The organism is Pseudomonas sp. RU47 (genome assembly GCF_004011755.1).
GTDB lineage: Bacteria > Pseudomonadota > Gammaproteobacteria > Pseudomonadales > Pseudomonadaceae > Aquipseudomonas.
Map to the genome: position 1 here is coordinate 5,653,264 of NZ_CP022411.1, position 23,907 is coordinate 5,677,170.

At 58.3% G+C, this 23,907-nt stretch carries 23 protein-coding genes and 1 rRNA gene; 8 read left to right on the forward strand and 16 right to left on the reverse strand.

The genetic code is table 11. The features are described 5' to 3' along the window. Nucleotides 1–61: 61 nt before the first annotated feature. The 7 genes from CCX46_RS25755 to CCX46_RS25790 all read right to left on the reverse strand — a co-directional run bounded on the left by CCX46_RS25755 (nt 62) and on the right by CCX46_RS25790 (nt 8,073). Nucleotides 62–1,598 (reverse strand): 16S ribosomal RNA (locus CCX46_RS25755). A gap of 485 nt (nt 1,599–2,083) precedes the next feature. Beyond that, nucleotides 2,084–2,707: a protein-methionine-sulfoxide reductase heme-binding subunit MsrQ gene (gene msrQ, locus CCX46_RS25765; RefSeq protein WP_127929787.1), complete on the reverse strand. Its 624-nt coding sequence runs from the start codon at nt 2,705–2,707 to the stop codon at nt 2,084–2,086. Beyond that, nucleotides 2,707–3,720: a protein-methionine-sulfoxide reductase catalytic subunit MsrP gene (gene msrP / locus CCX46_RS25770; protein ID WP_127929788.1), complete on the reverse strand. Its 1,014-nt coding sequence runs from the start codon at nt 3,718–3,720 to the stop codon at nt 2,707–2,709. The genes msrQ and msrP overlap by 1 nt, the downstream gene beginning before the upstream one ends. A gap of 64 nt (nt 3,721–3,784) precedes the next feature. Next, on the reverse strand, nt 3,785–4,642 hold the full coding sequence (pssA, locus tag CCX46_RS25775) for a CDP-diacylglycerol--serine O-phosphatidyltransferase (RefSeq protein WP_016983477.1): 858 nt from the start codon (nt 4,640–4,642) through the stop codon (nt 3,785–3,787). A 147-nt stretch (nt 4,643–4,789) separates the two neighbouring features. Further along, nucleotides 4,790–5,806: a ketol-acid reductoisomerase gene (gene ilvC / locus CCX46_RS25780; RefSeq protein WP_007909969.1), complete on the reverse strand. Its 1,017-nt coding sequence runs from the start codon at nt 5,804–5,806 to the stop codon at nt 4,790–4,792. A gap of 48 nt (nt 5,807–5,854) precedes the next feature. Then, complete coding sequence (ilvN, locus tag CCX46_RS25785) at nt 5,855–6,346, reverse strand: acetolactate synthase small subunit (protein WP_003176102.1); 492 nt, start codon at nt 6,344–6,346, stop codon at nt 5,855–5,857. 2 nt (nt 6,347–6,348) lie between these two features. Further along, nucleotides 6,349–8,073 (reverse strand): acetolactate synthase 3 large subunit, encoded by a 1,725-nt coding sequence (locus tag CCX46_RS25790; protein WP_093434972.1) that lies wholly within the window; start codon nt 8,071–8,073, stop codon nt 6,349–6,351. Between the two features lie 399 nt (nt 8,074–8,472). Here CCX46_RS25790 and CCX46_RS25795 point away from each other — a divergent pair, with 399 nt between their 5' ends. Beyond that, complete coding sequence (locus CCX46_RS25795) at nt 8,473–8,889, forward strand: DUF4124 domain-containing protein (RefSeq protein ID WP_127929789.1); 417 nt, start codon at nt 8,473–8,475, stop codon at nt 8,887–8,889. Nucleotides 8,890–8,997: 108 nt separating this feature from the next. Here the strand turns inward: CCX46_RS25795 and CCX46_RS25800 are convergent, their stop codons facing one another. From CCX46_RS25800 to mrcB, 3 genes are read right to left on the reverse strand one after another with little or no spacing between them, the layout of a single operon-like run. Then, nucleotides 8,998–9,333, reverse strand: a complete 336-nt coding sequence (locus tag CCX46_RS25800; protein ID WP_127929790.1) for a YqcC family protein — start codon at nt 9,331–9,333, stop codon at nt 8,998–9,000. Continuing rightward, nucleotides 9,333–10,082 (reverse strand): tetratricopeptide repeat protein, encoded by a 750-nt coding sequence (locus CCX46_RS25805; protein ID WP_127929791.1) that lies wholly within the window; start codon nt 10,080–10,082, stop codon nt 9,333–9,335. Before CCX46_RS25805 ends, CCX46_RS25800 begins: the two co-directional genes overlap by 1 nt. Nucleotides 10,083–10,098: 16 nt before the next feature. Beyond that, nucleotides 10,099–12,423: a penicillin-binding protein 1B gene (gene mrcB, locus CCX46_RS25810; protein ID WP_127929792.1), complete on the reverse strand. Its 2,325-nt coding sequence runs from the start codon at nt 12,421–12,423 to the stop codon at nt 10,099–10,101. Between the two features lie 118 nt (nt 12,424–12,541). Here mrcB and CCX46_RS25815 point away from each other — a divergent pair, with 118 nt between their 5' ends. From CCX46_RS25815 to CCX46_RS25830, 4 genes are all read left to right on the forward strand, one after another. Beyond that, nucleotides 12,542–14,098: a bifunctional aminoglycoside phosphotransferase/ATP-binding protein gene (locus CCX46_RS25815; RefSeq protein WP_095121812.1), complete on the forward strand. Its 1,557-nt coding sequence runs from the start codon at nt 12,542–12,544 to the stop codon at nt 14,096–14,098. Between the two features lie 90 nt (nt 14,099–14,188). Next, on the forward strand, nt 14,189–14,533 hold the full coding sequence (locus CCX46_RS25820; protein ID WP_127929793.1) for a pentapeptide repeat-containing protein: 345 nt from the start codon (nt 14,189–14,191) through the stop codon (nt 14,531–14,533). Nucleotides 14,534–14,799: 266 nt separating this feature from the next. Then, nucleotides 14,800–15,072: a TfoX/Sxy family protein gene (locus CCX46_RS25825; RefSeq protein WP_003228231.1), complete on the forward strand. Its 273-nt coding sequence runs from the start codon at nt 14,800–14,802 to the stop codon at nt 15,070–15,072. A gap of 16 nt (nt 15,073–15,088) precedes the next feature. After that, nucleotides 15,089–15,883, forward strand: coding sequence for a Crp/Fnr family transcriptional regulator (locus tag CCX46_RS25830; protein WP_127929794.1), 795 nt, complete (start codon nt 15,089–15,091; stop codon nt 15,881–15,883). A gap of 233 nt (nt 15,884–16,116) precedes the next feature. On the opposite strand, the gene CCX46_RS25835 is transcribed toward CCX46_RS25830, so the two are convergent. From CCX46_RS25835 to CCX46_RS25850, 4 genes are read right to left on the reverse strand one after another with little or no spacing between them, the layout of a single operon-like run. Further along, nucleotides 16,117–16,968, reverse strand: a complete 852-nt coding sequence (locus CCX46_RS25835) for a ChaN family lipoprotein (protein WP_127929795.1) — start codon at nt 16,966–16,968, stop codon at nt 16,117–16,119. A gap of 20 nt (nt 16,969–16,988) precedes the next feature. After that, complete coding sequence (locus CCX46_RS25840; protein WP_127929796.1) at nt 16,989–17,756, reverse strand: heme ABC transporter ATP-binding protein; 768 nt, start codon at nt 17,754–17,756, stop codon at nt 16,989–16,991. Next, nucleotides 17,756–18,739, reverse strand: coding sequence for a FecCD family ABC transporter permease (locus tag CCX46_RS25845; RefSeq protein ID WP_177413920.1), 984 nt, complete (start codon nt 18,737–18,739; stop codon nt 17,756–17,758). Before CCX46_RS25845 ends, CCX46_RS25840 begins: the two co-directional genes overlap by 1 nt. 50 nt (nt 18,740–18,789) lie before the next feature. Further along, entirely contained in the window at nt 18,790–19,662 is an 873-nt protein-coding gene (locus CCX46_RS25850) for a heme/hemin ABC transporter substrate-binding protein (protein WP_127929797.1), read from the reverse strand. Nucleotides 19,663–19,827: 165 nt separating this feature from the next. On the opposite strand from CCX46_RS25850, the gene CCX46_RS25855 reads away from it, so the two are divergent. Further along, nucleotides 19,828–20,145: a Rieske (2Fe-2S) protein gene (locus CCX46_RS25855; protein WP_127929798.1), complete on the forward strand. Its 318-nt coding sequence runs from the start codon at nt 19,828–19,830 to the stop codon at nt 20,143–20,145. Here the strand turns inward: CCX46_RS25855 and sfsA are convergent. Both sfsA and CCX46_RS25865 read right to left on the reverse strand, forming a co-directional pair. Continuing rightward, nucleotides 20,142–20,855: a DNA/RNA nuclease SfsA gene (gene sfsA, locus CCX46_RS25860; protein WP_127929799.1), complete on the reverse strand. Its 714-nt coding sequence runs from the start codon at nt 20,853–20,855 to the stop codon at nt 20,142–20,144. The genes CCX46_RS25855 and sfsA overlap by 4 nt on opposite strands. Beyond that, nucleotides 20,855–22,027: a pyridoxal phosphate-dependent aminotransferase gene (locus CCX46_RS25865; RefSeq protein ID WP_127929800.1), complete on the reverse strand. Its 1,173-nt coding sequence runs from the start codon at nt 22,025–22,027 to the stop codon at nt 20,855–20,857. The genes sfsA and CCX46_RS25865 overlap by 1 nt, the downstream gene beginning before the upstream one ends. Nucleotides 22,028–22,361: 334 nt before the next feature. On the opposite strand from CCX46_RS25865, the gene dksA reads away from it, so the two are divergent. Together dksA and gluQRS are read left to right on the forward strand one after the other, a co-directional pair. Continuing rightward, the gene (dksA, locus tag CCX46_RS25870; RefSeq protein ID WP_064118688.1) at nt 22,362–22,805 is read left to right on the forward strand and encodes an RNA polymerase-binding protein DksA; all 444 of its coding nucleotides are present in this window, start codon (nt 22,362–22,364) and stop codon (nt 22,803–22,805) included. A 204-nt stretch (nt 22,806–23,009) separates the two neighbouring features. Then, nucleotides 23,010–23,906, forward strand: coding sequence for a tRNA glutamyl-Q(34) synthetase GluQRS (gene gluQRS / locus CCX46_RS25875; protein WP_127929801.1), 897 nt, complete (start codon nt 23,010–23,012; stop codon nt 23,904–23,906). Nucleotide 23,907: the final 1 nt, after the last annotated feature.

Below are 23,907 nucleotides of genomic sequence, written 5' to 3' on the forward strand. Positions count from 1 at the left end.
GTCTTCTTCAATGAATCAAGCAATTCGTGTGGGAACTTATGGAGCAGCTGATGTCGTCGATTAAGGAGGTGATCCAGCCGCAGGTTCCCCTACGGCTACCTTGTTACGACTTCACCCCAGTCATGAATCACACCGTGGTAACCGTCCTCCCGAAGGTTAGACTAGCTACTTCTGGTGCAACCCACTCCCATGGTGTGACGGGCGGTGTGTACAAGGCCCGGGAACGTATTCACCGTGACATTCTGATTCACGATTACTAGCGATTCCGACTTCACGCAGTCGAGTTGCAGACTGCGATCCGGACTACGATCGGTTTTATGGGATTAGCTCCACCTCGCGGCTTGGCAACCCTTTGTACCGACCATTGTAGCACGTGTGTAGCCCAGGCCGTAAGGGCCATGATGACTTGACGTCATCCCCACCTTCCTCCGGTTTGTCACCGGCAGTCTCCTTAGAGTGCCCACCATTACGTGCTGGTAACTAAGGACAAGGGTTGCGCTCGTTACGGGACTTAACCCAACATCTCACGACACGAGCTGACGACAGCCATGCAGCACCTGTCTCAATGTTCCCGAAGGCACCAATCCATCTCTGGAAAGTTCATTGGATGTCAAGGCCTGGTAAGGTTCTTCGCGTTGCTTCGAATTAAACCACATGCTCCACCGCTTGTGCGGGCCCCCGTCAATTCATTTGAGTTTTAACCTTGCGGCCGTACTCCCCAGGCGGTCAACTTAATGCGTTAGCTGCGCCACTAAGAGCTCAAGGCTCCCAACGGCTAGTTGACATCGTTTACGGCGTGGACTACCAGGGTATCTAATCCTGTTTGCTCCCCACGCTTTCGCACCTCAGTGTCAGTATCAGTCCAGGTGGTCGCCTTCGCCACTGGTGTTCCTTCCTATATCTACGCATTTCACCGCTACACAGGAAATTCCACCACCCTCTACCATACTCTAGCTCGACAGTTTTGAATGCAGTTCCCAGGTTGAGCCCGGGGATTTCACATCCAACTTAACGAACCACCTACGCGCGCTTTACGCCCAGTAATTCCGATTAACGCTTGCACCCTCTGTATTACCGCGGCTGCTGGCACAGAGTTAGCCGGTGCTTATTCTGTCGGTAACGTCAAAATTGCAGAGTATTAATCTACAACCCTTCCTCCCAACTTAAAGTGCTTTACAATCCGAAGACCTTCTTCACACACGCGGCATGGCTGGATCAGGCTTTCGCCCATTGTCCAATATTCCCCACTGCTGCCTCCCGTAGGAGTCTGGACCGTGTCTCAGTTCCAGTGTGACTGATCATCCTCTCAGACCAGTTACGGATCGTCGCCTTGGTGAGCCATTACCTCACCAACTAGCTAATCCGACCTAGGCTCATCTGATAGCGCAAGGCCCGAAGGTCCCCTGCTTTCTCCCGTAGGACGTATGCGGTATTAGCGTTCCTTTCGAAACGTTGTCCCCCACTACCAGGCAGATTCCTAGGCATTACTCACCCGTCCGCCGCTGAATCCAGGAGCAAGCTCCTCTCATCCGCTCGACTTGCATGTGTTAGGCCTGCCGCCAGCGTTCAATCTGAGCCATGATCAAACTCTTCAGTTCAAACATCTTTGGGTTTTTAAGAAACCCTAAACTTGGCTCAGCAATCGTTGGTTACATCTTTGATTTCTCGCGGAGTAACTTGTGATGCTGATAATCTTGTTGACTATCAGTCTGACTCCACAAGCACCCACACGAATTGCTTGATTCAGTTGTTAAAGAGCGGTTGGTTAAGATCTTTCGTCTCAACCGAGGCGCGCATTCTACAGCAGCCTCATTTGCTGTCAAGTGATTATTTTCAGAAGTTTTCGAAGAATTCTTCAACAACTTCAACCACTTGCGCTTCCGATCTCTCGTCAGCGGGAGGCGAATTCTACAGCGTTACACGCTGCTGTCAACACCTCTTTTTCAACTTCCTTTCTGGCTTCGATGAACTGAAGCAGCCCGCCGCCGAAACCTACATAACTCATTGAATCTCAAGGAGTTTTCCGTTTCGACTGCGCCGGAAGTGGGGCGAATTATAGACATCTGAAATCTGCCGTCAACCGTTAATTTCGCTTTTCTTGCAAAACCTGCTTTTTAGCCAGCAAACGCGGGATCCGCCGCATCACCGGCGGAATACGCAGTAGCAGAAGCACCACGCCTGTAAAGGCATAGATCGCCCACTCCTCGAGATCAGCGCGCACGATCCACAGCATATGCAGCAAACCCAATCCCAGAATCACATACACCAGGCGATGCAGCTTCTTCCAGCGCAAGCCCAGACGACGCTGACTGTAGCGATTGGACGTCACCGCCAGCGCCAACAATCCGAGAAAGCCCAACGCCCCCACTATTATGTAGGGCCGCTTGCGCAACTCGACCGCCAGCTGCGACCAATCGAAACCCAGAATAAAAGCCATATAGCTAAGCAGATGCAAAACCACATAGGCAAAACACCAAAGTCCCAACTGTCGGCGCACTGCAATCCACCCTGCCCAGCCGGAAAGCTTCTGCATAGGCGTCATGCTCAGGGTGATCAGTAACAACACCAACGTCCCCAAGCCCAACCGATCTACCAACACTTTGCCAGGATCAGGCCCGAGCAAATCCCCGAGAGCCTGATACAACCACAGCATCGGCCAGATAGCCGCCGCAATGAAAACGCCTATACGCCATAACGGAAATCGCATCAGTAGTTCTTCCGCAGATCGAGCCCTGTATATAAAGAAGCGACTTCATCCGAGTAGCCGTTGAACATCTGCGTATCTCGTACATTCGGCTTGAACAGACTGTTCGGTAAACGCCGCTCCCGCGCCTGGGTCCAGCGCGGGTGATCAACCGTCGGATTCACATTCGCGTAGAAGCCGTATTCATCCGCCGCAATGCTCTGCCAGGTCGTCTTCGGTTGCTCGCTGACCAGACTGATTCGCACGATGGATTTAACGCTCTTGAAGCCATACTTCCATGGCACCACCAGACGCAGCGGCGCGCCATTCTGATTCGGCAGTTCGCGGCCATACATGCCCACCGCCAGTATCGCCAATGGGTTCATCGCCTCATCCAGACGCAAGCCTTCTACATAAGGCCAGTCAATCAAGGCAAAACCGGAGCGCTGCCCGGGCATGCTCTTGGGATCCTGCAAGGTTTCAAAGCGAATGTATTTGGCTTTGGACGTTGGCTCGACCTGCTTGAGCAGCGCCGAGATCGGAAAGCCAATCCACGGAATAACCATCGACCACGCCTCGACACAGCGCAAACGATAGATACGCTCCTCCAACTGGTAAGGCTTCATGAAGTCTTCCAGCGCATAGCGCCCTGGCTTACCCACCTCCCCGTCGATCACTACGCTCCATGGTTCGGTTTTCAGTGAGCCGGCATTAGCTGCCGGATCACCCTTGTCGGTTCCGAACTCATAGAAGTTGTTGTAATGGGTGGCGTCTTTATAAGGCGTGATCGCCTCATCCTTAACGTTGACCGCTCCCCATTTAGTAGAGGACAGCTTGTCGTTAAACCATGCAGGTGCCTTGCCCGGCTCGACATCGGCATACCGCGCCGCATCGTCGGCATTGGCCCAACGCGGCAGGCTGCTGACGGCGATACCGGCAGCAGTGGCCCCCAACAATTGGCGGCGAGAGAGATAAATGGCTTCAGGCGTGACATCCGACTCGTGGCAGTCGGACGCTTTGGGGACTTTGATCAACATGGCAACTCCGCAGGCTTTGGAGGACTGATGCACCCATAGACTGCGGAGTATGCGGGAAATTACATCACTCGGCTTTTTTGTGCCGACGAAGATGCAACAGGTACTGCACCGGGCCAGAAGCGGCGTAGGCGAGGAACACCAGCAGCAGAATGCGCGGTGGATCGCTGAAGACCACGGCGAACACCAGCACCACCGCAAGGATCGCCACGAACGGCACGCGACCTTTCAGATCCAGCTCCTTAAAGCTGTTGTACTTGATATTACTGACCATCAGCATGCCGGCCGCCGCAACCATCAGTGCGACCAGGAACGACATCTTCGAACCTTGAATGCCGTAATCGCTGAACGCCCAGACAATACCTGCAACCACACCGGCAGCCGCCGGACTGGCCAGACCGATGAAGTAGCGCTTGTCAGCCGTACCCACCTGAGTATTGAAGCGCGCCAGACGCAACGCCGCGCCCGCAACATAAATGAAGGCGACCATCCAGCCGACCTTGCCCATGTCACCCAGCGCCCAACCGAATGCCAGCAACGCCGGTGCAACGCCGAAAGCGACCATGTCCGACAGCGAGTCGTACTCGGCGCCGAAGGCACTTTGCGTATTGGTCATGCGCGCCACGCGACCGTCGAGGCCGTCGAGCACCATGGCGACGAATATCGCGATCGCGGCGAACGCGAAATACTTGCTCGCATTGGCTGAGTCGCCAGCGCTTAGAGCAGCCTGAGCGCTCATGGAGTTGATGATGGAATAAAACCCTGCGAACAGGTTCGCAGTGGTGAACAGATTCGGCAGCAGATAGATACCACGATGCCGGACTTTACGACCTTCTGCGTCGTGCCCTTCTTCGATGTGTTCATCGATGGGCAGCAGGCTTTCGGCGTCAGAAGCCTTGTTCGGCTCTTCGGGACGTTCGCTCATGGACATTACCTTGCAACGGTTTGGAGAAATTTCGACAGGTGCTTGAGGGCGACAGTTCGGCCACAAACGCTGCAGCTTTATACCAGAACCACACGCTCAAACGAAAAAACGCGGCCGAGGCCGCGTTTTCCGTACAAGAAGGACGACTTAGTTTTTGGCTTTGTCGACGATCTTGTTGGCACCGATCCACGGCATCATGGAGCGCAGTTGCTCGCCGATGACTTCGATACCGTGAGCGGCGTTGTTACGACGCTTGGCGGTCATCGAAGGGTAGCCGGTTGCGCCTTCGCTGATGAACATTTTGGCGTATTCGCCATCCTGAATACGTTTCAGGGCGTTGCGCATGGCCTGACGGGACTCGGCGTTGATCACTTCCGGGCCAGTCACGTACTCGCCGTATTCGGCGTTGTTGGAGATCGAGTAGTTCATGTTGGCGATACCGCCTTCGTACATGAGGTCAACGATCAGCTTCAGTTCGTGCAGGCACTCGAAGTAGGCCATTTCCGGCGCGTAGCCAGCTTCAACCAGGGTTTCGAAACCGGCTTTTACCAGTTCAACGGTACCGCCGCACAGTACGGCTTGTTCGCCGAACAGGTCGGTTTCGGTCTCGTCCTTGAAAGTGGTTTCGATGATGCCGGTACGACCGCCACCAACACCTGCCGCGTAGGACAGTGCAACGTTTTTGGCGTTGCCCGAGGCGTCCTGGTAGATCGCGATCAGGTCAGGGATACCGCCACCCTTCACGAACTCGGAACGTACGGTGTGACCCGGAGCTTTCGGCGCGATCATGATCACGTCGAGGTCGGCACGCGGAACAACCTGGTTGTAATGGATCGCGAAGCCGTGGGAGAAGGCCAGGGTGGCGCCTTTCTTGATGTTCGGCTCGATTTCGTTCTTGTACAGGGAGGACTGGAACTCGTCCGGGGTCAGGATCATGACCAGGTCGGCAGCAGCAACAGCGGAAGCAACGTCGGTCACTTTCAGGCCGTGAGCTTCAGCTTTGGCAACGGTGGCCGAACCTTTACGCAGACCAACGGTAACGTCGACACCGGAGTCTTTCAGGTTGCACGCTTGGGCGTGGCCCTGGGAACCGTAACCGATGATGGCAACTTTCTTGCCCTGGATGATCGACAGGTCGCAGTCTTTATCGTAGAAAACTTTCATGAATTTCCCCTTTATATCCAGGCCGTTCAGGCCATTCGCTAATTTGGTTTAGATGCTGAGTACTTTGTCGCCGCGGGCAATGCCGGTCACGCCGCTACGGACGGTTTCCAGAATCGATGCGGTGCCGATGGACTGAATGAAGCTGTCGAGCTTGTCGCTGGTACCGGTCAATTGAACGGTATACACGCTGGCGCTGACGTCGACGATCTGTCCACGGTAAATATCGGTGGTGCGTTTGATCTCGGCGCGCTGGGCGCCAGTGGCCTTGACCTTGACCAGCATCAGCTCGCGCTCGATGTGAGCGCTTTCCGACAGGTCCACCAGCTTGACCACTTCGATCAGCTTGTTCAGGTTTTTGGTGATCTGCTCGATGACTTCATCGTGGCCCACAGTGGTCAGCGTCAGACGCGACAGGGTCGGGTCTTCGGTCGGGGCCACGGTCAGGCTTTCGATGTTGTAGTTGCGCTGCGAGAACAGGCCGACTACGCGAGACAAAGCGCCGGGTTCGTTTTCCAGAAGCAAGGAAATAATGTGCCGCATGATTAAGTACGCTCCGTCTTGCTCAGCCACATATCGCGCATCGAGCCGTCTTTGATCTGCATCGGATAGACGTGCTCGCTGGTGTCGACCGAAATATCGATCACGACCAGGCGATCCTTCATGGCGAACGCTTCTGCCATCTTCGACTTCAAATCTTTCGATTCGGTGATGCGTACGCCGACGTGGCCGTAGGCTTCAGCCAGCTTGACGAAGTCAGGCAGCGATTCCATGTAGGAGTGCGAGTGACGGCTGCCGTAGCTCATGTCCTGCCACTGACGCACCATCCCCAGAACACCGTTGTTCAGGATGACGATTTTGACTGGCAAGCCATACTGCAGGCAGGTCGACAGTTCCTGGATGTTCATCTGGATACTGCCTTCGCCGGTGACGCAGGCAACGTCGTCATCCGGAAAGCTCAACTTGATGCCCATGGCCGCCGGAAAACCGAAGCCCATGGTGCCCAGACCACCGGAGTTGATCCAGCGATTCGGCTTGTTGAATGTGTAGTACTGCGCAGCGAACATCTGATGCTGACCCACGTCGGAGGTGATAAAGGCATCGCCCTTGGTCACTTCGCAAAGGGTTTCGATCACGGTCTGCGGCTTGATCAGGCTGCCGTCGCCCTTTTCATAAGGGAACAGGCCGCGATCACCGCGCCATTCATCCACCTGCTTCCACCAACTGGCCACGGACTCCTTGTTCGGGGTCTCGCCGATTTCCTTGAGGATCGCGACCATTTCGGTCAGGACGCTCTCGACCGGACCCACGATTGGCACGTCGGCCTTGATGGTCTTGGAAATCGAAGCCGGGTCGATGTCGATGTGGATGATCTTGGCGTTCGGGCAGAACTTCGCCGCGCCGTTGATCACGCGATCGTCGAAACGCGCGCCGACCGCGAGGATCACGTCAGCGTGGTGCATCGCCAGGTTGGCGGTGTAGCTGCCGTGCATGCCGAGCATGCCGATGAACTGACGATCAGTCCCCGGGAAACCACCCAGGCCCATCAAGGTGTTGGTCACGGGCAGGTTAAGCATTTTCGCCAGTTCGGTCAGCGGTGCGGAACCGTTGCCGAGAATCACGCCGCCACCGGAGTACATGACCGGACGCTTGGCCGCCAGGAGCATTTCTGCTGCCTTGCGGATTTGCCCGGAGTGACCGCGAACGGCCGGGCTGTAGGAACGCAGCTTGGCTTTCTTCGGGAAGATGTATTCGAACTTCTCGGCCGGGTTGGTCATGTCTTTCGGGATATCGACCACGACCGGGCCCGGACGACCGGATTGCGCCAGGTAGAAGGCCTTCTTCATGACTTCCGGGATTTCCGAAGCGTGCTTGATCATGAAGCTGTGCTTCACGATCGGCCGGGAGATACCGATCATGTCGGTTTCCTGGAACGCGTCGGTGCCGACCATAGTGCTTGGCACCTGACCGGAAATGATCACCATTGGAATCGAGTCCATATAGGCGGTCGCGATACCGGTAATGGCGTTTGTGGCGCCAGGACCGGACGTCACCAATACCACGCCGGCTTTACCGGTGGCACGGGCATAACCGTCAGCCATATGGGTTGCGGCTTGTTCGTGACGAACCAGAATGTGAGTCACTTCCGGTTCTTTGAACAGGGCATCGTAAACATGCAGGAGAGCACCACCCGGGTACCCGTAGATATATTTGACGCCTTCGTCACGCAAAAAGCGGACGAGCATCTCACCGCCAGATAAAAGCTCCACGTTGTTCACCTCTAAAACGCCAGAATACCGTCCACAAAAAAGGGGCGGGTCTTAATAGGTTTACTTCTCGGCAGAGCATGAGCGACGGTGGTCGCCGACTACGTCAGCACTGACTGAGCAAGTATTGGGATCGTCCCAAGTGTTGCGGGCCTTTCCCACCCAGCGCGAGGTAACGCGTTGCGGGTGTAACAGGTCGGCGCGGATGTGCGCCTCATGATCTACCGAGTGGGTCTGCTTCTGGCAGTCCCTCTACAGCGGACTTTGGATTCTTCTGTTTCGCCCTCTCCAAGTCAAGTCGTCTATGTGGTTAATTGTGGGTAAGCACATGAGAACGCAAGAAAAAACCTGAAAACCGCTACTCTGTTAGTGTCAATTGCGCATTTTTGCCAAGGAATCAGCATGCGAACGCTCCTCCTTACTCTGCTGATCGGCCTCAGCCCGTGGTGCATGGCCGCTCAAATCTATAAATGGGTCGATGCTCAAGGCGTCACGCACTTTGATGCGCAGCCGCCGCAGGGTCAGCCATCGACGACAATGCAGACGCCCTCCTCGCCTCCGCCGAAACCGGCGGCAATGCCGGGCAGTGGCGTGCTTGGTGATCAGAAGGCGATTGATGACAAGGTGAAGAAACAGGTCGCCGACCAACAGGCACAGCTCAAGCAGTTTTGCGAGCAAGCACGCACGAATCTGGCGCAATTGCAGAACAATCCACGATTGAGGGAGGAAGTGGAGGGACAGTTGCGGAGGCTGAATGATGCGCAGCGGCAGGAGCGCATTGTCGAGGCGCAGAAGCAAATCGCGCAGAATTGTGAATAGACACCTGTAGGAGCTGCCGCAGGCTGCGATCTCTTGATTTTGCTTTCAAAAACAAGATCAAAAGATCGCAGCCTGCGGCAGCTCCTACCTATCCGGTGTCAGTCTGGCTCAGCGCGAGGCAGTGATCAGCAGGTCAAACTCTTTGAGCAGCACCTGCAACCGACGATCCTTGCCACCCAGGTTGCGCTGGGCGAAGACCATTTCAGCCATTTCCTGAATCCCCGAGGCATTCGGCAACGGCAGATCCTGCTCGAGGATCATCTTCATGCGAGGCAGGAAGATCCATTGCAGCCATTGCTCGAAGTCCAGCGTATCGACCGAAAACGGCTCGACACTGCTCAACGCTTCGGCCGACGGCGAAACTTCGTCCCACCAACCCTGAGTGCGCAGTTCACGCTCGATCAGCAATAGCTGATCGGCGATTTTCGGGAAACGAGCATCCATCACAGTGAAACCTTGGCCTTCTGACGGGCCAGAGCAGCACCGGCCGAGTCGCCTTGTTTCTCACGGGACTGGGCAATGATTTCCCACAGGTTGGCTTGCAGGTCCGGGCGACCGTTGGCCATGGTCAGCGCGCGGCGGGCAAACTGCTCGGCTTGCGGCGCATCACCTTGAGCCATGCGCACCTGCGCCAGGCGATAAAGCACTTGCGGCTCACGCGGCGCAACGCGCTGTGCACGTTCAAGGCTGGAAGACGCACCGTTGAGGTCGCCGCCGGCCTGCTGCTGTTGCGCGGTGGTCAGCAAAGCGAGAACCGGGCCGTCAAGTTGCTCATCGGCCGACAAGCCGCCACCACTGCTGGCGGAAGGAATCCCGCTTGGCGTGGATGGCATGCTGTAGCTGCCCGTGTTGACCGGCGCCGAGTCAACCGCTGAAGGGTTGTACGGGCCCGCCGTGATACCACCGGATGCAGGGCCCGGCACGATCGGCGAAGAGCTGATCGGCGCGGACGTTGTTGCGCCGCCACCCGGCACCATGACCACCACGCCGGTATCGCCTTGCGGAATCGCTTGAGTTTGCGCTTGCGCAGGACGCTTTACGGTTGTTTGACGGAAACCGCCATTGGCCGAAATGCGCTCGCTGTTGGACACCGCAGTACCGGAATCGACCACCGGAATCGAACCACGCTGTACGGTAGAGCAGCCGCTGAGCAAAGCCACGGCGGTCACCGCTGGAATCAACCACTTGTTCACTTGAAACCCTCTTTGCTTAATTCATCCAGCCCTTGACCCAATCCATCACCGACTCGCCGGAAGCAGGCGTTTCGCTTGCACAGGCAGCGCCGGGTGGCGGTTCGCTGCCGCGAATATACGGCATCTGTACCGCCCCCGGGCAGTTGGCATCGGAGCCCTGCCCGGTACGCGAATCGACCCATGCCTGCACGACGTTGTCCGGTTGCGGCATGTCCAGCGGCAGCGGATCGGCCTTGCGCATGAAACTGGTCCAGACCTGCAGCGCACCAGTGGCACCGGTGAACGGCGTCTTGCCATTGTCATCGCGGCCCAGCCAGACCACTGCCAGCAAGTCCTGACTGAAACCGGCGAACCAGCTGTCACGGGAATCGTTACTGGTACCGGTTTTGCCGGCCAGTGTCAGAGTCTTGGGCAGCACGTTATAAACCGAGCTGCCGGTACCTTCACGCATCACGCGCTGCATGGCGTTCTGGATCAGATAGATGGACGCCGGATCGAAACGCTGTTCGATCTGGAAAGGATAACGCTTGAGCGGTTCGCCCTCAGCGGTCAGCACGCTGCGAATCCCGCGCATCGGCGTATTGAAACCACCGTTGGCCAGCGTCTGGTACATGGTCGCGACTTCGATCGGGGTCATGCCACCGGCGCCCAGCAACATCGACGGGAATGCCGGGAACTCACGCGTCACGCCCAGACGACCCAAGGTCTTGAGCACGTTAGGCACGCCGACTTCCAGACCCAGACGCGAGGTCGACAGGTTGTAGGAATGCGCCAGGCCTTGATAGAGGAACACGGTACCGTGGGAGCGGCGGTCATAGTTCTGCGGTTTCCACACCTGACCGTTCGCGCCTTTGACCGACAACGGATCGTCGGACAGCCAACTGGTCAGTGTGTACTGGCTCGGTTTTTCCAGCGCGGTCAGATAAACCGCCGGTTTGATCAACGAACCGATCGGCCGCACCGCGTCCAGTGCGCGGTTGAAACCGGCATAACTGGCCTGACGGCTGCCGATCATCGCCTGGACTTCACCGGTTTCCGGATTGGTCACGACCATCGCCGCTTCGACATCATCGGAGCCTTTACGCCCGGACAGACGCTTAAAGGTGTCGTTGACCGACGCCTCGGCTTTCATCTGCAGGATCGGGTCGAAGCTGGTGAAGATGCGCAGGCCTTCTTCGGTCAAGTCTTCGTCGCGGTAGTCTTCACGCAACTGGCGCTTGACCAGATCGATGAAGCCGGGGAACGAGCTGTCGGCGAGCTTGCCGCGCGTGGTCACACCCAGTGGCATTTTCTTCGCCGCTTCGACCTGTTCGGCCGTCGCCACGCCTTGCTGCTCAAGCACATCGAGCACCAGGTTACGCCGCTCCAGCGCGCGCTCAGGATTGCGACGCGGGTTGTAGTAGGACGGACCTTTGACCATGCCGACCAGCATCGCCACCTGATGCAGCTTCAGCTCGGACAATGGCTGGCCAAAGAAGAACTGGCTGGCCAGACCGAAGCCGTGCACCGCACGTTGACCGTCCTGGCCGACAAAGACTTCATTGAGGTAGGCCTCAAGGATTTCCTTTTTGTCGTAATGCAGTTCCAGCAGCATCGCCATCATCGCTTCGGTGAGCTTGCGGCTCAGGCTGCGTTCGTTGGTCAGGTAGAAGTTTTTCACCAACTGCTGGGTCAGCGTACTGCCGCCCTGCGTCATCTTGCCGCCAGAGGTATTAACCCAGACTGCGCGGGCAATCGACTTCGGCGACACGCCCCAGTGGCTATAAAAGTCGCGGTCTTCGACAGCGATCAGGGTTTCGAGCAGATACGGCGGCACCTGATCGAGTTTGATCAGAATGCGGTCTTCGAGATTTTTCGGATAAATGCCGCCGATCATCAGCGGTTCAAGGCGCACCACGGACAGCTTCGACCCGTTGGTCGCCGACAGCTCAGCGACGTAATCACCAGAGAAACGCACGCGCACCGGCTGCGGTTTTTCCAGGCCTTCATAGAACTGGAAGCCACGGGTATTCAGATCGACCGTATTGCCACTGACGGCTGCGGCGCCGGGGCCATTGCTCACGGCTTCGCGGCGATAGCCGAGGGCATCGAGTTCGGTAAGGAAGTCGTCCTTGCTGAGCTTTTGTCCGACGAACAGCTCGAGCGGCCGCGCGTAAACCTTGGCCGGGATGGTCCAGCGCTTGCCGGAGAACTTCTCCTGCACCACGGCATCGAGGTAAACGGCGAAGCCGGCCAGCACCACAAGGCCGACCAGACTGAGTTTAATGGCCCAGCTCAACCATGGGCTGAGGCCCTTGGAGGGTGGTTTTTTCTTGGTACGGGGGGATCGAGTTCGAGTCATGGCGGCGGATTATACGCACTTTATTCATACTCAACAGGAGCGCTCCGAGGTTTGCGTCAGGCTGGCGAGCGGCCATAATGGCGACCTCGAATTTCCCCCAGTCTCTGAAGGATCGCCCGTGAGCCAGTCACTGATCGCTGCCCTGCAAAACCCGGCCCTCTACCCGCACCCTGTCGAAGGGTTTCAGGTCATCGAAACGCATATCTCGTGGGTGATCCTCACCGGTCCCTTCGCTTATAAAGTGAAAAAACCGGTTAACTTCGGCTTCCTCGACTTCACCGGCCTCGAATCACGCGCACATTTCTGCGCTGAAGAGCTGCGTCTGAACCAGCGCCTGACTGATGATTTGTATCTGGAAGTGTTGCCGGTAACTGGCAGCGTTGAAGCACCGCAACTGGGCGGCGACGGCCCGGCCATCGAATATGTGCTGAAAATGCGCCAGTTTCCGCAGACCGGTTTGCTCAGCACCCTGCAAGCCAACGGCGAGCTGACCACCCAGCACATCGACGAGATGGCGCAGCAGATCGCTCACTTCCACCTCACGGCGCCAAAAGTCCCCGCCGAACACGACGCAGGCACCCCGGACAGTGTGATGGCGCCGGTCTCGCAAAACTTCGAGCAGATCCTGCCGTTCCTCAGCGACAAAAACGATCTGCTGCAACTCGATGCACTGAAAGCCTGGGCCGAAAGCAGCTTCGAGCGTCTCAAGCCACTGTTCGCGCAACGCAAGGCCGAAGGTTTCACCCGTGAGTGCCACGGCGATATCCACCTGGGCAACGCCACGGTCATTGACGGCAAAGTGGTGATCTTCGACTGCATCGAGTTCAACGAACCGTTCCGCTTCACCGACGTCTGGGCCGATACCGGTTTCCTCGCGATGGACCTGGAAGACCGTGGCCTGAAATCCCTGGCTCGCCGCTTCATCAGCCAATACCTGGAGCAGACCGGCGATTATCAAGGTCTGGAAGTGCTGAACTTCTATAAAGCCTACCGCGCACTGGTTCGCGCCAAGGTTGCACTGTTCAGCATGCCGGCGGACGCGTCCCCGGTGCAGCGCGCCACCACCCTGCGCCAATACCGCAACTACGCCAACCTGGCCGAAAGCTACAGCACCATTCCTTCGCGTTTCATGGCGATCACTCACGGCGTTTCCGCTGTCGGCAAGAGCCACGTGGCCATGCGCCTGGTCGAAGCGCTGGGCGCGATTCGTCTGCGTTCGGACGTAGAACGCAAGCGTCTGTTCGGTGAGCAGACTGTTGCCAATGATGTGCAGGCCGGCATTTACAGCGCCGACGCCAGCGCCGCCACTTATGCGCGTCTGCATGAGATCGCGGAAGTGATCCTGCACGCCGGTTTCCCGGTGGTGATCGACGCGACTTACCTCAAACGCGAACAACGCGACAACGCGGCGAAGATCGCCGAAGCCACCGGCACGCCGTTCCTGATCCTCGACTGCAACGCGCCGCAAGCGGTGATCGAGAGCTGGCTGGCGATTCGTCAGGCGGACAAACAGGATCCGTCCGACGCCACACTGGCCGTGATCGAAGCGCAGCAGGCCAACCGCGAAGCGCTGACACCAGAAGAAATTCTGCGCAGCAAACGCGTGCAGACCAATGAATCCGGAACCCTGGACACCGTGGTCGCGCAGATCCGTCAGCGCTTGCCGGGCCTGTAAGAAACTATTTCGGCCGTGAAGCCCTCGCTTGCTTCACGGCCGTCAAATAGTGGCACTATACTGGCGTCATAAAACCAACGGTGATATGACATGAGCCAGCCGAAACTTCTCGACACCCCGCTGTATGCCTTGCTGCACAAAGACGACATCACAGGCTTCAACAAGGAGCGTGCACAGGACGGCCCGATCGATATGGTCGGTGGCGATTTCCGTGGTCTCGATCTGCGTGAACTGAATGCCGATGGCGTGGATTTCCGGGACGCGTACTTCCGATCCGCCGATTTGCGCGGCATCGATTTCCGTAACGCATCGCTGGAAGGTGCAAGCCTGGCCCATGCGCAGATTTCCGGGGCGTACTTCCCGCCGGAGCTGAGTGCCGACGAGATTCTGATGTCGATGAATTTCGGTACGCGGTTGCGTTATCGCACCCGCTGATATAACCATCTAGCGCCTGCCCCTGTAGGAGTGAGCCTGCTCGCGGCAGCGGTTTAACATTCAACACATTTGTGCCTGGCAGTCCGCTATCGCGAGCAGGCTCACTCCTACATTGATATGTGTGTTTCCCCCTCCTTTCTGCGTTCGCAGCCCTTTTCTTAGAAGCGTTTGCGTTGAATCCGACCAAACAACCACGCTTTTCCTACTGATGGCTACACTCCTGAGAAGCTCGCCCACGCACCATTCGGCCGTCGCAAGGAGGCTTGATGAATGATGAACTGCAACACCTGAAGAATCTTGGCAAGACGTCGGCGCAATGGCTGCATGCCGTGGGCATCCACAGCGCCTCCGACTTGCGTCGCCTGGGCGCGGTGGACGCCTACCGGGCCGTGCGTACCCGCGGGTTTCGCGCATCGAAGGTGTTGTTGTATGCGATCGAAGGCGCGCTGATGGATGTGCACTGGAACGACATCCCCGCCGAACGCAAGGACGCCCTGAACAAACAGCTTGAAGCCATCTCCTCGCGCCACAAGAACTGAACGGGCATAGACCGTCATGTATTTACTGGGGGAACAATCGGCTCACGTCGATGCCTTGATCAACCGTTTGCAGAGCTTGCCCGCGCTGTGGCTGCGCGATCTGTTGCCTTGCGGGCCGGTTCTGCAACTTGAAGCGACGGACGATCTGATACCGCAGTTACCCGCTGATCAGTTGTTTCTGCTCAATGACGGTGTGATCAATGGCTGCATCGGAACCCGGCCACTGTTTTATTGGCAGGAGGGCGATGTGATCGGCCTTCAGCAGGGAGACGACTGGACGGATTGCCGCTTATGCAGTGAGGGCACGTTACGTTTGACGCCCTATCGACGTCCGGAAGTCTTCCAGCATTTATTTGCTGACTCTCGTCGGGCAGAACAGTTTCTCGAGTATCTGCTGGGGCAAGTGGCGATCCTTGCCCATGCTGTCGCGGAACTGAAGCCGCGAGAGTTTCGCAGTACCAACGGTTTTAAACGGGTTGAGGCGGGGGAAACACTGATCAACCAGGGTGACGCTGCTGACCATGTGTTTGTGATCATCGATGGGCATGCCGAGGCGTTTGTGGACGGACTTAAGGTGGGAGACGTGGCCAAGGACGAGATTTTCGGGGCCATGGCCGTGTTTACCGGCGAGCTGCGCAATGCCACGGTCATTGCCCGGGAGCCAAGTACGGTGATGCTGATTCCCGGTGAGCAATTCTTGAGCATGACCCGCACCAATCCAAAGATCGCACACAGCCTGATCGAGAGCATGGCCCGACGAATCGGCCAACTGAACAAGCAAGTCACCCAATTGAGCGCAAACAAAAGCTAAGGCCACGCCCCTTGTTTTCGAGCCATTGCGGCCATTTCCAAGTCTAATTCAAAGAAATGAGAAAACAGTTGTTGACGCGGTAATGAGAATCGCTATGATTATCACAACTGGTCGCGAGATCAGTCGATATTCTGAAAAGCCCTTGGTTCGGACTCTCAGATTATCTCCTCATCAGGCTAATCACGGTTATTTGACCCGGTTTTTACCGGGTCTTTTTTTTGCCTGTAGAAAAGTCATTTGCCGAACTGTTTGCGCATCTGCTCGCAGTAATCCTGCTTTGGTGTAGCAGGCGTATACCAAACGTAATCAGCCATCACCGCGGTCACTTCGCCGCCCTGCTCTGCCAGCATCAGCACTGTCGGTGACTCAGTGGCGCCCAAATCCACAACGTGCAGCGGCACGCCAACATCCTTGCGCGCATGCCACGCACCGGCCAGCAACAGAGCAGGTTTCGGTGCAGCCAACATGCGTTCGGCCATCCGCCGATCACGCTGTTGCTGAACGGCGAGCATCGCCGGCATCTGTGATTCAGGCAGTAAACCGCAGTGAGATTCTGCGATCTGTTCCAGCAGCGTTTCTTTCACCGACGGCACGTTACTGTACGCACCGTTCATAACGGGAGGATTGCGGTAAAAGGCGCGGATTTCGCTGCTTTCAAGATTGGCCGCCAGCAGCGGAAAAGTTTGCGTAAGGGCGAAACGAATGATCGGGCCATAAAGGTTCCAGTCCCAGCCATCCTGCCAAGCCAATGCGCCAGGGAGGTCAGCGGGTGGCGTTGTCGCCTGGCGCACTAGATCAACGCGAGGCTGCTGATCTGGCGTGAGCATTTCCAGGAGCAGGCTACCTTGCGGCCGCTGCTCACCGAGCGAGCGCAACAACCACAATTGCGCTGCGTGATGATCGGCGTTGTCATGCTGTTCACCGATAATCAGCCGTTCAGACTCGACAAGACGCGTCAGCAACTGCTGCGCCGTCAGCACCTCACCGCTGTGCAGATCGCGAATCTCGCCACTGACCGGCGGTGGCGGCACAGCATGCTGACACCCCGCAAGCAACACCACCGCCAACAGCCACAACACACGCATGCCATCACCTCGATGTTCAGTCAGCGGGCGATAATCAGCGGATGCCCACGCTCCGGGTGCGGCTGCACCAACACTTCGAGACCGAATACGGCTTGGAGCGTGTCCGGACGCAAAACCTGCTGCGGTGTATCCAACGCCACCGGCCGCCCGCCCTCAAGCAGCAGAATGCGATCACAATAACGCGCCGCCAGATTCAGATCATGCAGGATCACCAACACCGCCGCGCCACGATCGGCAAACTCGCGCACAGCCTGCAGCGTCGTGTGCTGATGCAGCGGATCAAGCATCGAAGTCGGCTCATCCAACAGCAACGTCTGCCCGGTCTGACCCGGCCACAATTGCGCCAGCACCCGCGCCAGATGCACACGCTGCCGTTCGCCACCGGACAGCGCCAGATAACTGCGCCCGCTCAAGTGTCCGGCATCCGCCGCGGCCAAAGCCGCCGCGATGATTTCGTCGTCACGCACCCGACCGCTTTGATAAGGCAAGCGGCCCATGCCGACCACTTCTTCAACGCGAAAGGCGAAATCCAGGGTCGACACTTGTGGCAACACCGCCAATCGTTGCGCACGCTGCGGGCCAGACCATTGACTCAATGCCTGCCCGTCGAGCGAAACCTCGCCCGCACTCGCCGCCAACTCACCGCACAAGGCGCCCAGCAAGGTACTTTTGCCAGCGCCGTTCGGCCCAAGCACACCGAGCACTTCGCCCGGTTCAAGTTGCAGCGTTACATCGCTGAGCACTGCCTTGCGCCCACGCTGGATGTGCAAATTTTGCGCACGCAACATCAGGCGCGTCCTCGCAGCAGCAGATAAAGGAAGAACGGCGCACCGATAAACGCGGTGACAATACCGATCGGCAACTCCGCCGGTGCCAAGGCCAAACGCGCGACCAGATCAGCCAGCAACAACAGACTCGCCCCGGCCAGCACCGATGCCGGCAGCAGCACTTTGTGATCCGGCCCCGCCAGCAACCGCACCAGGTGCGGCACCACCAGCCCGACAAAACCGATCATGCCCGCTGCTGCCACCGCTGCGCCAACACCCAGCGCCGTGCAGAACACCAGTTCACGCTTGAGCCGCTCGACATCAATGCCCAAATGCCCAGCCTCGGACTCCCCGAGCAGCAAGGCATTCAGCGCTTTGGCGCGACGTGGCAACCACAACGCCACGCCGGCGCTGATGATCAGCAAGGGCCACAGCCGCGCGTAACTGGCGCCGTTGAGACTGCCGAGGTTCCAGAACGTCAGCGTGCGCAGGGTCGCGTCATCCGCCAGATAAGTGAACAGGCCGACCGCCGAACCGGCCAGCGCGGTCAGGGCAATACCCGCAAGCAACATGGTCGCCACATTGGTCTGACCGTTACGGCGACCGAGGCGATAAACCAGCGCCGTCACCCCGAGGCCGCCGAGGAACGCGCAGGCCGACAGCAGATACGGCCCGAACCACTCCGGCAAGCCACCAAAAAACGAACCACCGACAATCGCAATCGCCGCACCCAGCGCTGCGCCGCTGGAAACCCCCACCAGCCCTGGATCCGCCAGTGGATTACGGAACAAACCCTGCATCGCCACACCGGACAGCGCCAGCACACCGCCAACCGCCAACCCGAGCAAGGTTCGCGGCAGACGAATCTGCCCGAGGATCAGCTCAGCCTGCTCCAGACCGTCCGGCGCCAGCGGCACGCCGAGCATGCGCAACGCTGCGCGCAACGTATCGAACAGCGGCAGGCTCACCGGCCCCAGCGCCAATGACAGCCAGATCGCCAGCAGACAGAGAAGCGTCAGGCCAATGAACAAGCCACGGGGTTTGACCAATGTGGTCATTGGCCGCTCTTGGTCGGGTAGAAACCGTCAGACAGGGTTTTCAGCGCTGCCGGCAAGCGTGGTCCAAGACCACCAACCAACAGGGTCGGGTCCAGTTCCAGCACTCGGCCGGCCTTGGCCGCGCGACTTGAATTGAGAATCGGGTTTTCCTTGAACAGCGCCGCTTTCGCCGCGTCTCCGGTCAATGCACGGTCGGCGAATACCAACACTTCAGGATCGAGACTGGCGAGGGATTCCACGGAAAACGGTTTGTAACCGGTATGCGTCGCCAGGTTATGCCCGCCCGCCTGCTGCAGCAGCCAGTCGGCAGCGGTGTCCTTGCCGGCGATCAATGGCTTGCCACCGGCATGCCCGAGCAACAACAGCACACCCGGCGTTTTTTGTTTGGTTTTCACCTGAACCACCCGTGCCTTCTGCGCATCGAGTTGCTGTTGATAACTTTGCAGTAGCTGCTTTGCCTGGGCTTCTGTGCCGAGCAACTGGCCCAGATGGGTGACGTTTTTCTCCAGTGTCGGCAGATCCGGCTGAGCCGAGAACAACTCCACCTGAACCTTGGCGGCCTTGACCTGTGACAGCACCGGCGGCGGGCCCATTTCTTCGGTACCGATAAGAATGTCCGGGCGCAGACTGAGAATGCCCTCAGCGGAAAGGCTGCGCTGATAACCAATGCTCGGCAGCGCCTTCAACGACTCCGGATGCTGGCTGGTGGTATCAACGCCGACCAGCTTCGACTCGCCGCCCAACGCACTGACCCATTCCGACAGCGCACCGCCGGCGCTGACCCAACGTTGCGGCAAATCGGCCGCTGCAGCCTGATGGCTGACGAACAGTCCGGCACACAGCACAACAACGCGGGTACTCAGGCGCATACACAGCTTCCTTGAAAGACGTTTTTCCCGGGCATCCGGATGGCAGGCCAAGTATCCTCGCCCCTGCCAGCCGCCCTGCGGACGAAGGCCGCCATTTGATAATTGTTTGCATTTAAACGTCAAGCTCGGACATATCCAGACACGAGCGGACATTAGAGGATAGCCATGAAGTTTCTCTGCACGGGCACTGAACTCGCCGAAGCGGCCAGCCGTGGCTTTGAAGTCGACGGGAACAAGCTGTTCGCCGTGCGCCGCAATGGGCAAGCGTACGTTTATCTCAATCGCTGCCCGCACCGGGGCGTTGGTCTTGAATGGCATCCCGACCAATTTCTCGACCCAAGCAACAGCCTGATCCAGTGCGCCACCCACGGCGCACTGTTTCTGATCGAGGACGGTGAATGCGTCGCCGGGCCTTGCGCCGGGCAATCACTCACCGCCATTGCGTGCCGGGAAGACGCGCAAGGCTTGTGGATCGATGTTTAACCGTTGAGCAGCACGTCGAGACGCCGGTCGATGACCATCTCTTCATGGTTCAAGCGAACGCCGTAAGCCAGCACTTCAACACCACACGCCACCGCTTCACGCAGCGCCTCGGCGTAGGCCGAGTCGATCTCCTCGGCCGGTCGCACCGCTTCAATTCCGCCCAGATTGACGCAATACAACTGCACCGCCCGGATCCCGTCACGAGCCAGATGTGCCAGCTCACGCAGATGCTTGGCGCCACGCTGGGTCACGGCATCGGGAAACGCCGCTACTGCCGTTCCGTCGAAGCCCAGGGTGACGCTTTTCACTTCCACATATGCCGGGCCGCTTGGGTATTCGAGGCGAAAATCGATGCGGCTTTTTTCCTGCCCGTAGGCCACTTCGCGCTTCAACGCGGTAAAGCCGTTCAACTCAGTGATAACGCCAGCCTGCAACGCCTCCTCAACCAAACCGTTGGCCCGGGCGGTATTCACGCAAAACAAGCGGCCCTGCGGGGTTTCACCAATTTCCCAAGTGCCCGGTAATTTGCGTTTCGGGTCATTGGAGCGGCTGAACCAGACCTGTCCGCCCTCGACCTGACAATTGAGCATCGAACCGGTGTTCGGGCAGTGAATGGTCAGCAACTCGCCGCCAACGGTTTCGATATCGGCGAGAAAACGCTTGTAACGACGGATCAGTCGCGCCTCTTCCAGAGGGGGATAAAAGCGCATCAGCCTTGCCAGCTCTTCAAGCCACGTGCGATGCGCTCCACCGCCTCCTGTAGGCGAGGGAGGTTTTGCGTGTAGGCAAAACGCACATGGTGACTGGCCTGATAGCGACCGAAATCCAGCCCCGGCGTGAACGCGACATGTTCGGTTTCGAGGAAATGTCGGCAGAACGCGAAGGCATCGCCGCCGAACTGGCTGATATCGGCGTACAAATAGAACGCGCCCTCAGGCTCCACGGCGATGTTGAAACCCAACTCGCGCAGGGCCGGCAGAAGGAAATCCCGACGACGGCCGAATTCCGCGCGGCGCTCTTCCAGAATCAAGAGGGTGTCCGGCTCGAAACAGGCCAACGCCGCGTACTGCGCCATGCTCGGCGCGCTGATGTAGAGGTTCTGCGCCAGTTTTTCCAACTCGCTGACCGCCGCATCCGGTGCCACCAGCCAGCCCAGGCGCCACCCGGTCATGCCGAAATACTTGGAGAAACTGTTCAACACAAAAGCGTTGTCATCGACTTCCAGCACGCTGGCGGCATCGGTGCCGTACGTCAGGCCGTGATAGATCTCGTCCACCACCAGATGTCCATGCTTAGCCTTGATGGCTGTGGATAACCCGGCCAGTTCATCGCGAGTCAGAATCGTGCCAGTCGGGTTGGCTGGCGAGGCGACCAGTGCGCCGACGCTGTCGTGATCCCAATGGCGCTCGACCAGATCCGGGGTCAGTTGATAGCGCACGTCCGGACCTACAGGAACAAGCTGCGCCGCGCCTTCGACCAAACGCAGGAAGTGCCGGTTGCACGGGTAGCCCGGGTCCGCCAGCAGCCAGTGTTTGCCGGGATCGACCAGCAGCGCGCTAGCCAACAGCAATGCACCGGAGCCACCCGGCGTGATCAGAATCCGTCGTGGATCGATGTTCAAGCCATAACGCGATTGATAAAACCCGGCAATCGCCTCGCGCAGCTCCGGAATGCCGCGCGCGGCGGTGTAGCGCGTCTTGCCTGCCGTCAGCGCCGCTTGCCCGGCACGGATGATCGGCTCGGCGGTGGTGAAGTCCGGCTCGCCGATCTCCAGATGGATCACATCGTGGCCTTCAGCCTGCAATTCATTGGCCCGCGCCAGCAGCGCCATCACATGAAACGGTTCGATCGCACGACTGCGCGCACTGTAGGGCTGAGCCATTGGTTTTCCTTCGGCAGGGAAAAAGAGACGATTCTACCCATCTGCCGGAACGAGCGAGAACCCGCAGCGGTCACAGCCTCAAGAACGCTGGACTGTAACGATATGAGCGTACGCTCCAGGATTGACTAAAATCAGTGATTGAACAGGTCTTCAACACCACCAGACACGGCTTGCCAAACATTTGCAAGCGCCACCCGCCGGGGCCTCGACATCCGGGAGTAGCGCAGGCCGATTTGATCTGGTAAGTTCGCCCGCTTGCAGCCGCAGGGCCGGCAGGTGTCGGTGATGGAGCAATCCTGCGCAATGGATTACAAGAGTAGAGGCGGTCCATTTCATGCCCACCCAAGCAAAGCAACAGCAGCAAACGACGATCAGCGGTTTCGAACCTTACGTTCCGAAAGCCGGTGAAGAGTACATGGGCGCCCCGATGCGTGCGCACTTCACCAAGATCCTGAACAAGTGGAAACAGGACTTGATGCAGGAAGTCGACCGTACTGTTGATCACATGAAGGATGAAGCGGCCAACTTCCCTGACCCGGCCGACCGTGCCAGTCAGGAAGAAGAATTCGCCCTCGAGCTGCGCGCCCGCGACCGCGAGCGCAAGTTGATCAAGAAGATCGACAAGACGCTTGAACTGATCCAGGACGAAGAATACGGCTGGTGCGAATCCTGCGGCATCGAGATCGGCGTCAAGCGCCTCGAAGCCCGTCCTACTGCGGATCTGTGCATCGACTGCAAGACCCTGGCGGAAATCAAGGAAAAGCAGGTCGGCAAGTAATCTCGACCTGAACGAAAAACGGAGCGTGCGAACGCTCCGTTTTTGTTTCTGCCTTTTGCCTTTTGCCTTTTGCCTTTGTGGGAGCGAGCCTGCTCGCGAAAGCGGTGTGTCATTCAACATTTAATCGTCTGACACTACGCTTTCGCGAGCAGGCTCGCTCCCACAGGTTGACCTGCATATAGCCTGAAAAGTAGTTTCGTCTTCATGACTGCCAAGAAATCCCCCGCCTACATCGGCCGCTTCGCCCCAACCCCGAGTGGCCACCTGCACTTCGGTTCGCTGGTCGCTGCCCTCGCCTCCTACCTCGACGCCCGTTCGGTCGGCGGTCGCTGGCTGGTACGCATGGAAGATCTCGATCCGCCCCGTGAAGAGCCCGGTGCGCAAGCGGCAATCCTCAAGGCGCTGGAAAGCTATGGCTTCGAATGGGACGGCGACATGGTGCGGCAGAGCGATCGGCACGCTGCTTACGCCGAAGTGCTCGACAGCCTGTTCAATCACGGTCTGGCCTATGCCTGCACTTGCTCGCGCAAACAACTGGAGCCGTATAACGGGATTTATCCTGGCCTGTGCCGCAATGCCGGCCACGATCAACAGGACGCGGCCATCCGCCTGCGTGTGCCTGAACTGGAATATCACTTCATCGACCGCGTCCAGGGCGAGTACCGCCAGCATCTGGGGCGCGACGTCGGCGATTTCGTGATCCGTCGCCGCGACGGCCTCTACGCCTACCAATTGGCCGTGGTGCTCGACGATGCCTGGCAAGGCATCACCGACATCGTCCGCGGTGCCGACCTGCTCGACTCGACACCGCGCCAGCTCTATCTGCAGGAATTGCTGGGAATGCGCCAGCCGCGTTACTTGCACCTGCCGCTGATTACCCAACCGGACGGCAACAAGCTCGGCAAGTCCTATCGCTCGCCGCCGCTTGAAGCGGATCAAGCCACGCCATTGTTACTGCGAGCCCTGCGCGCCTTGGGGCAAAACCCCGGCGCCGAACTGGCCCACGCTTCGCCGCAAGAGTTACTCAAGTGGGGCAGCTCACACTGGGATGCCAGCAAGATCCCGCGCACACTGACCCTGCCCGAGGCGCAACTGCTATGAC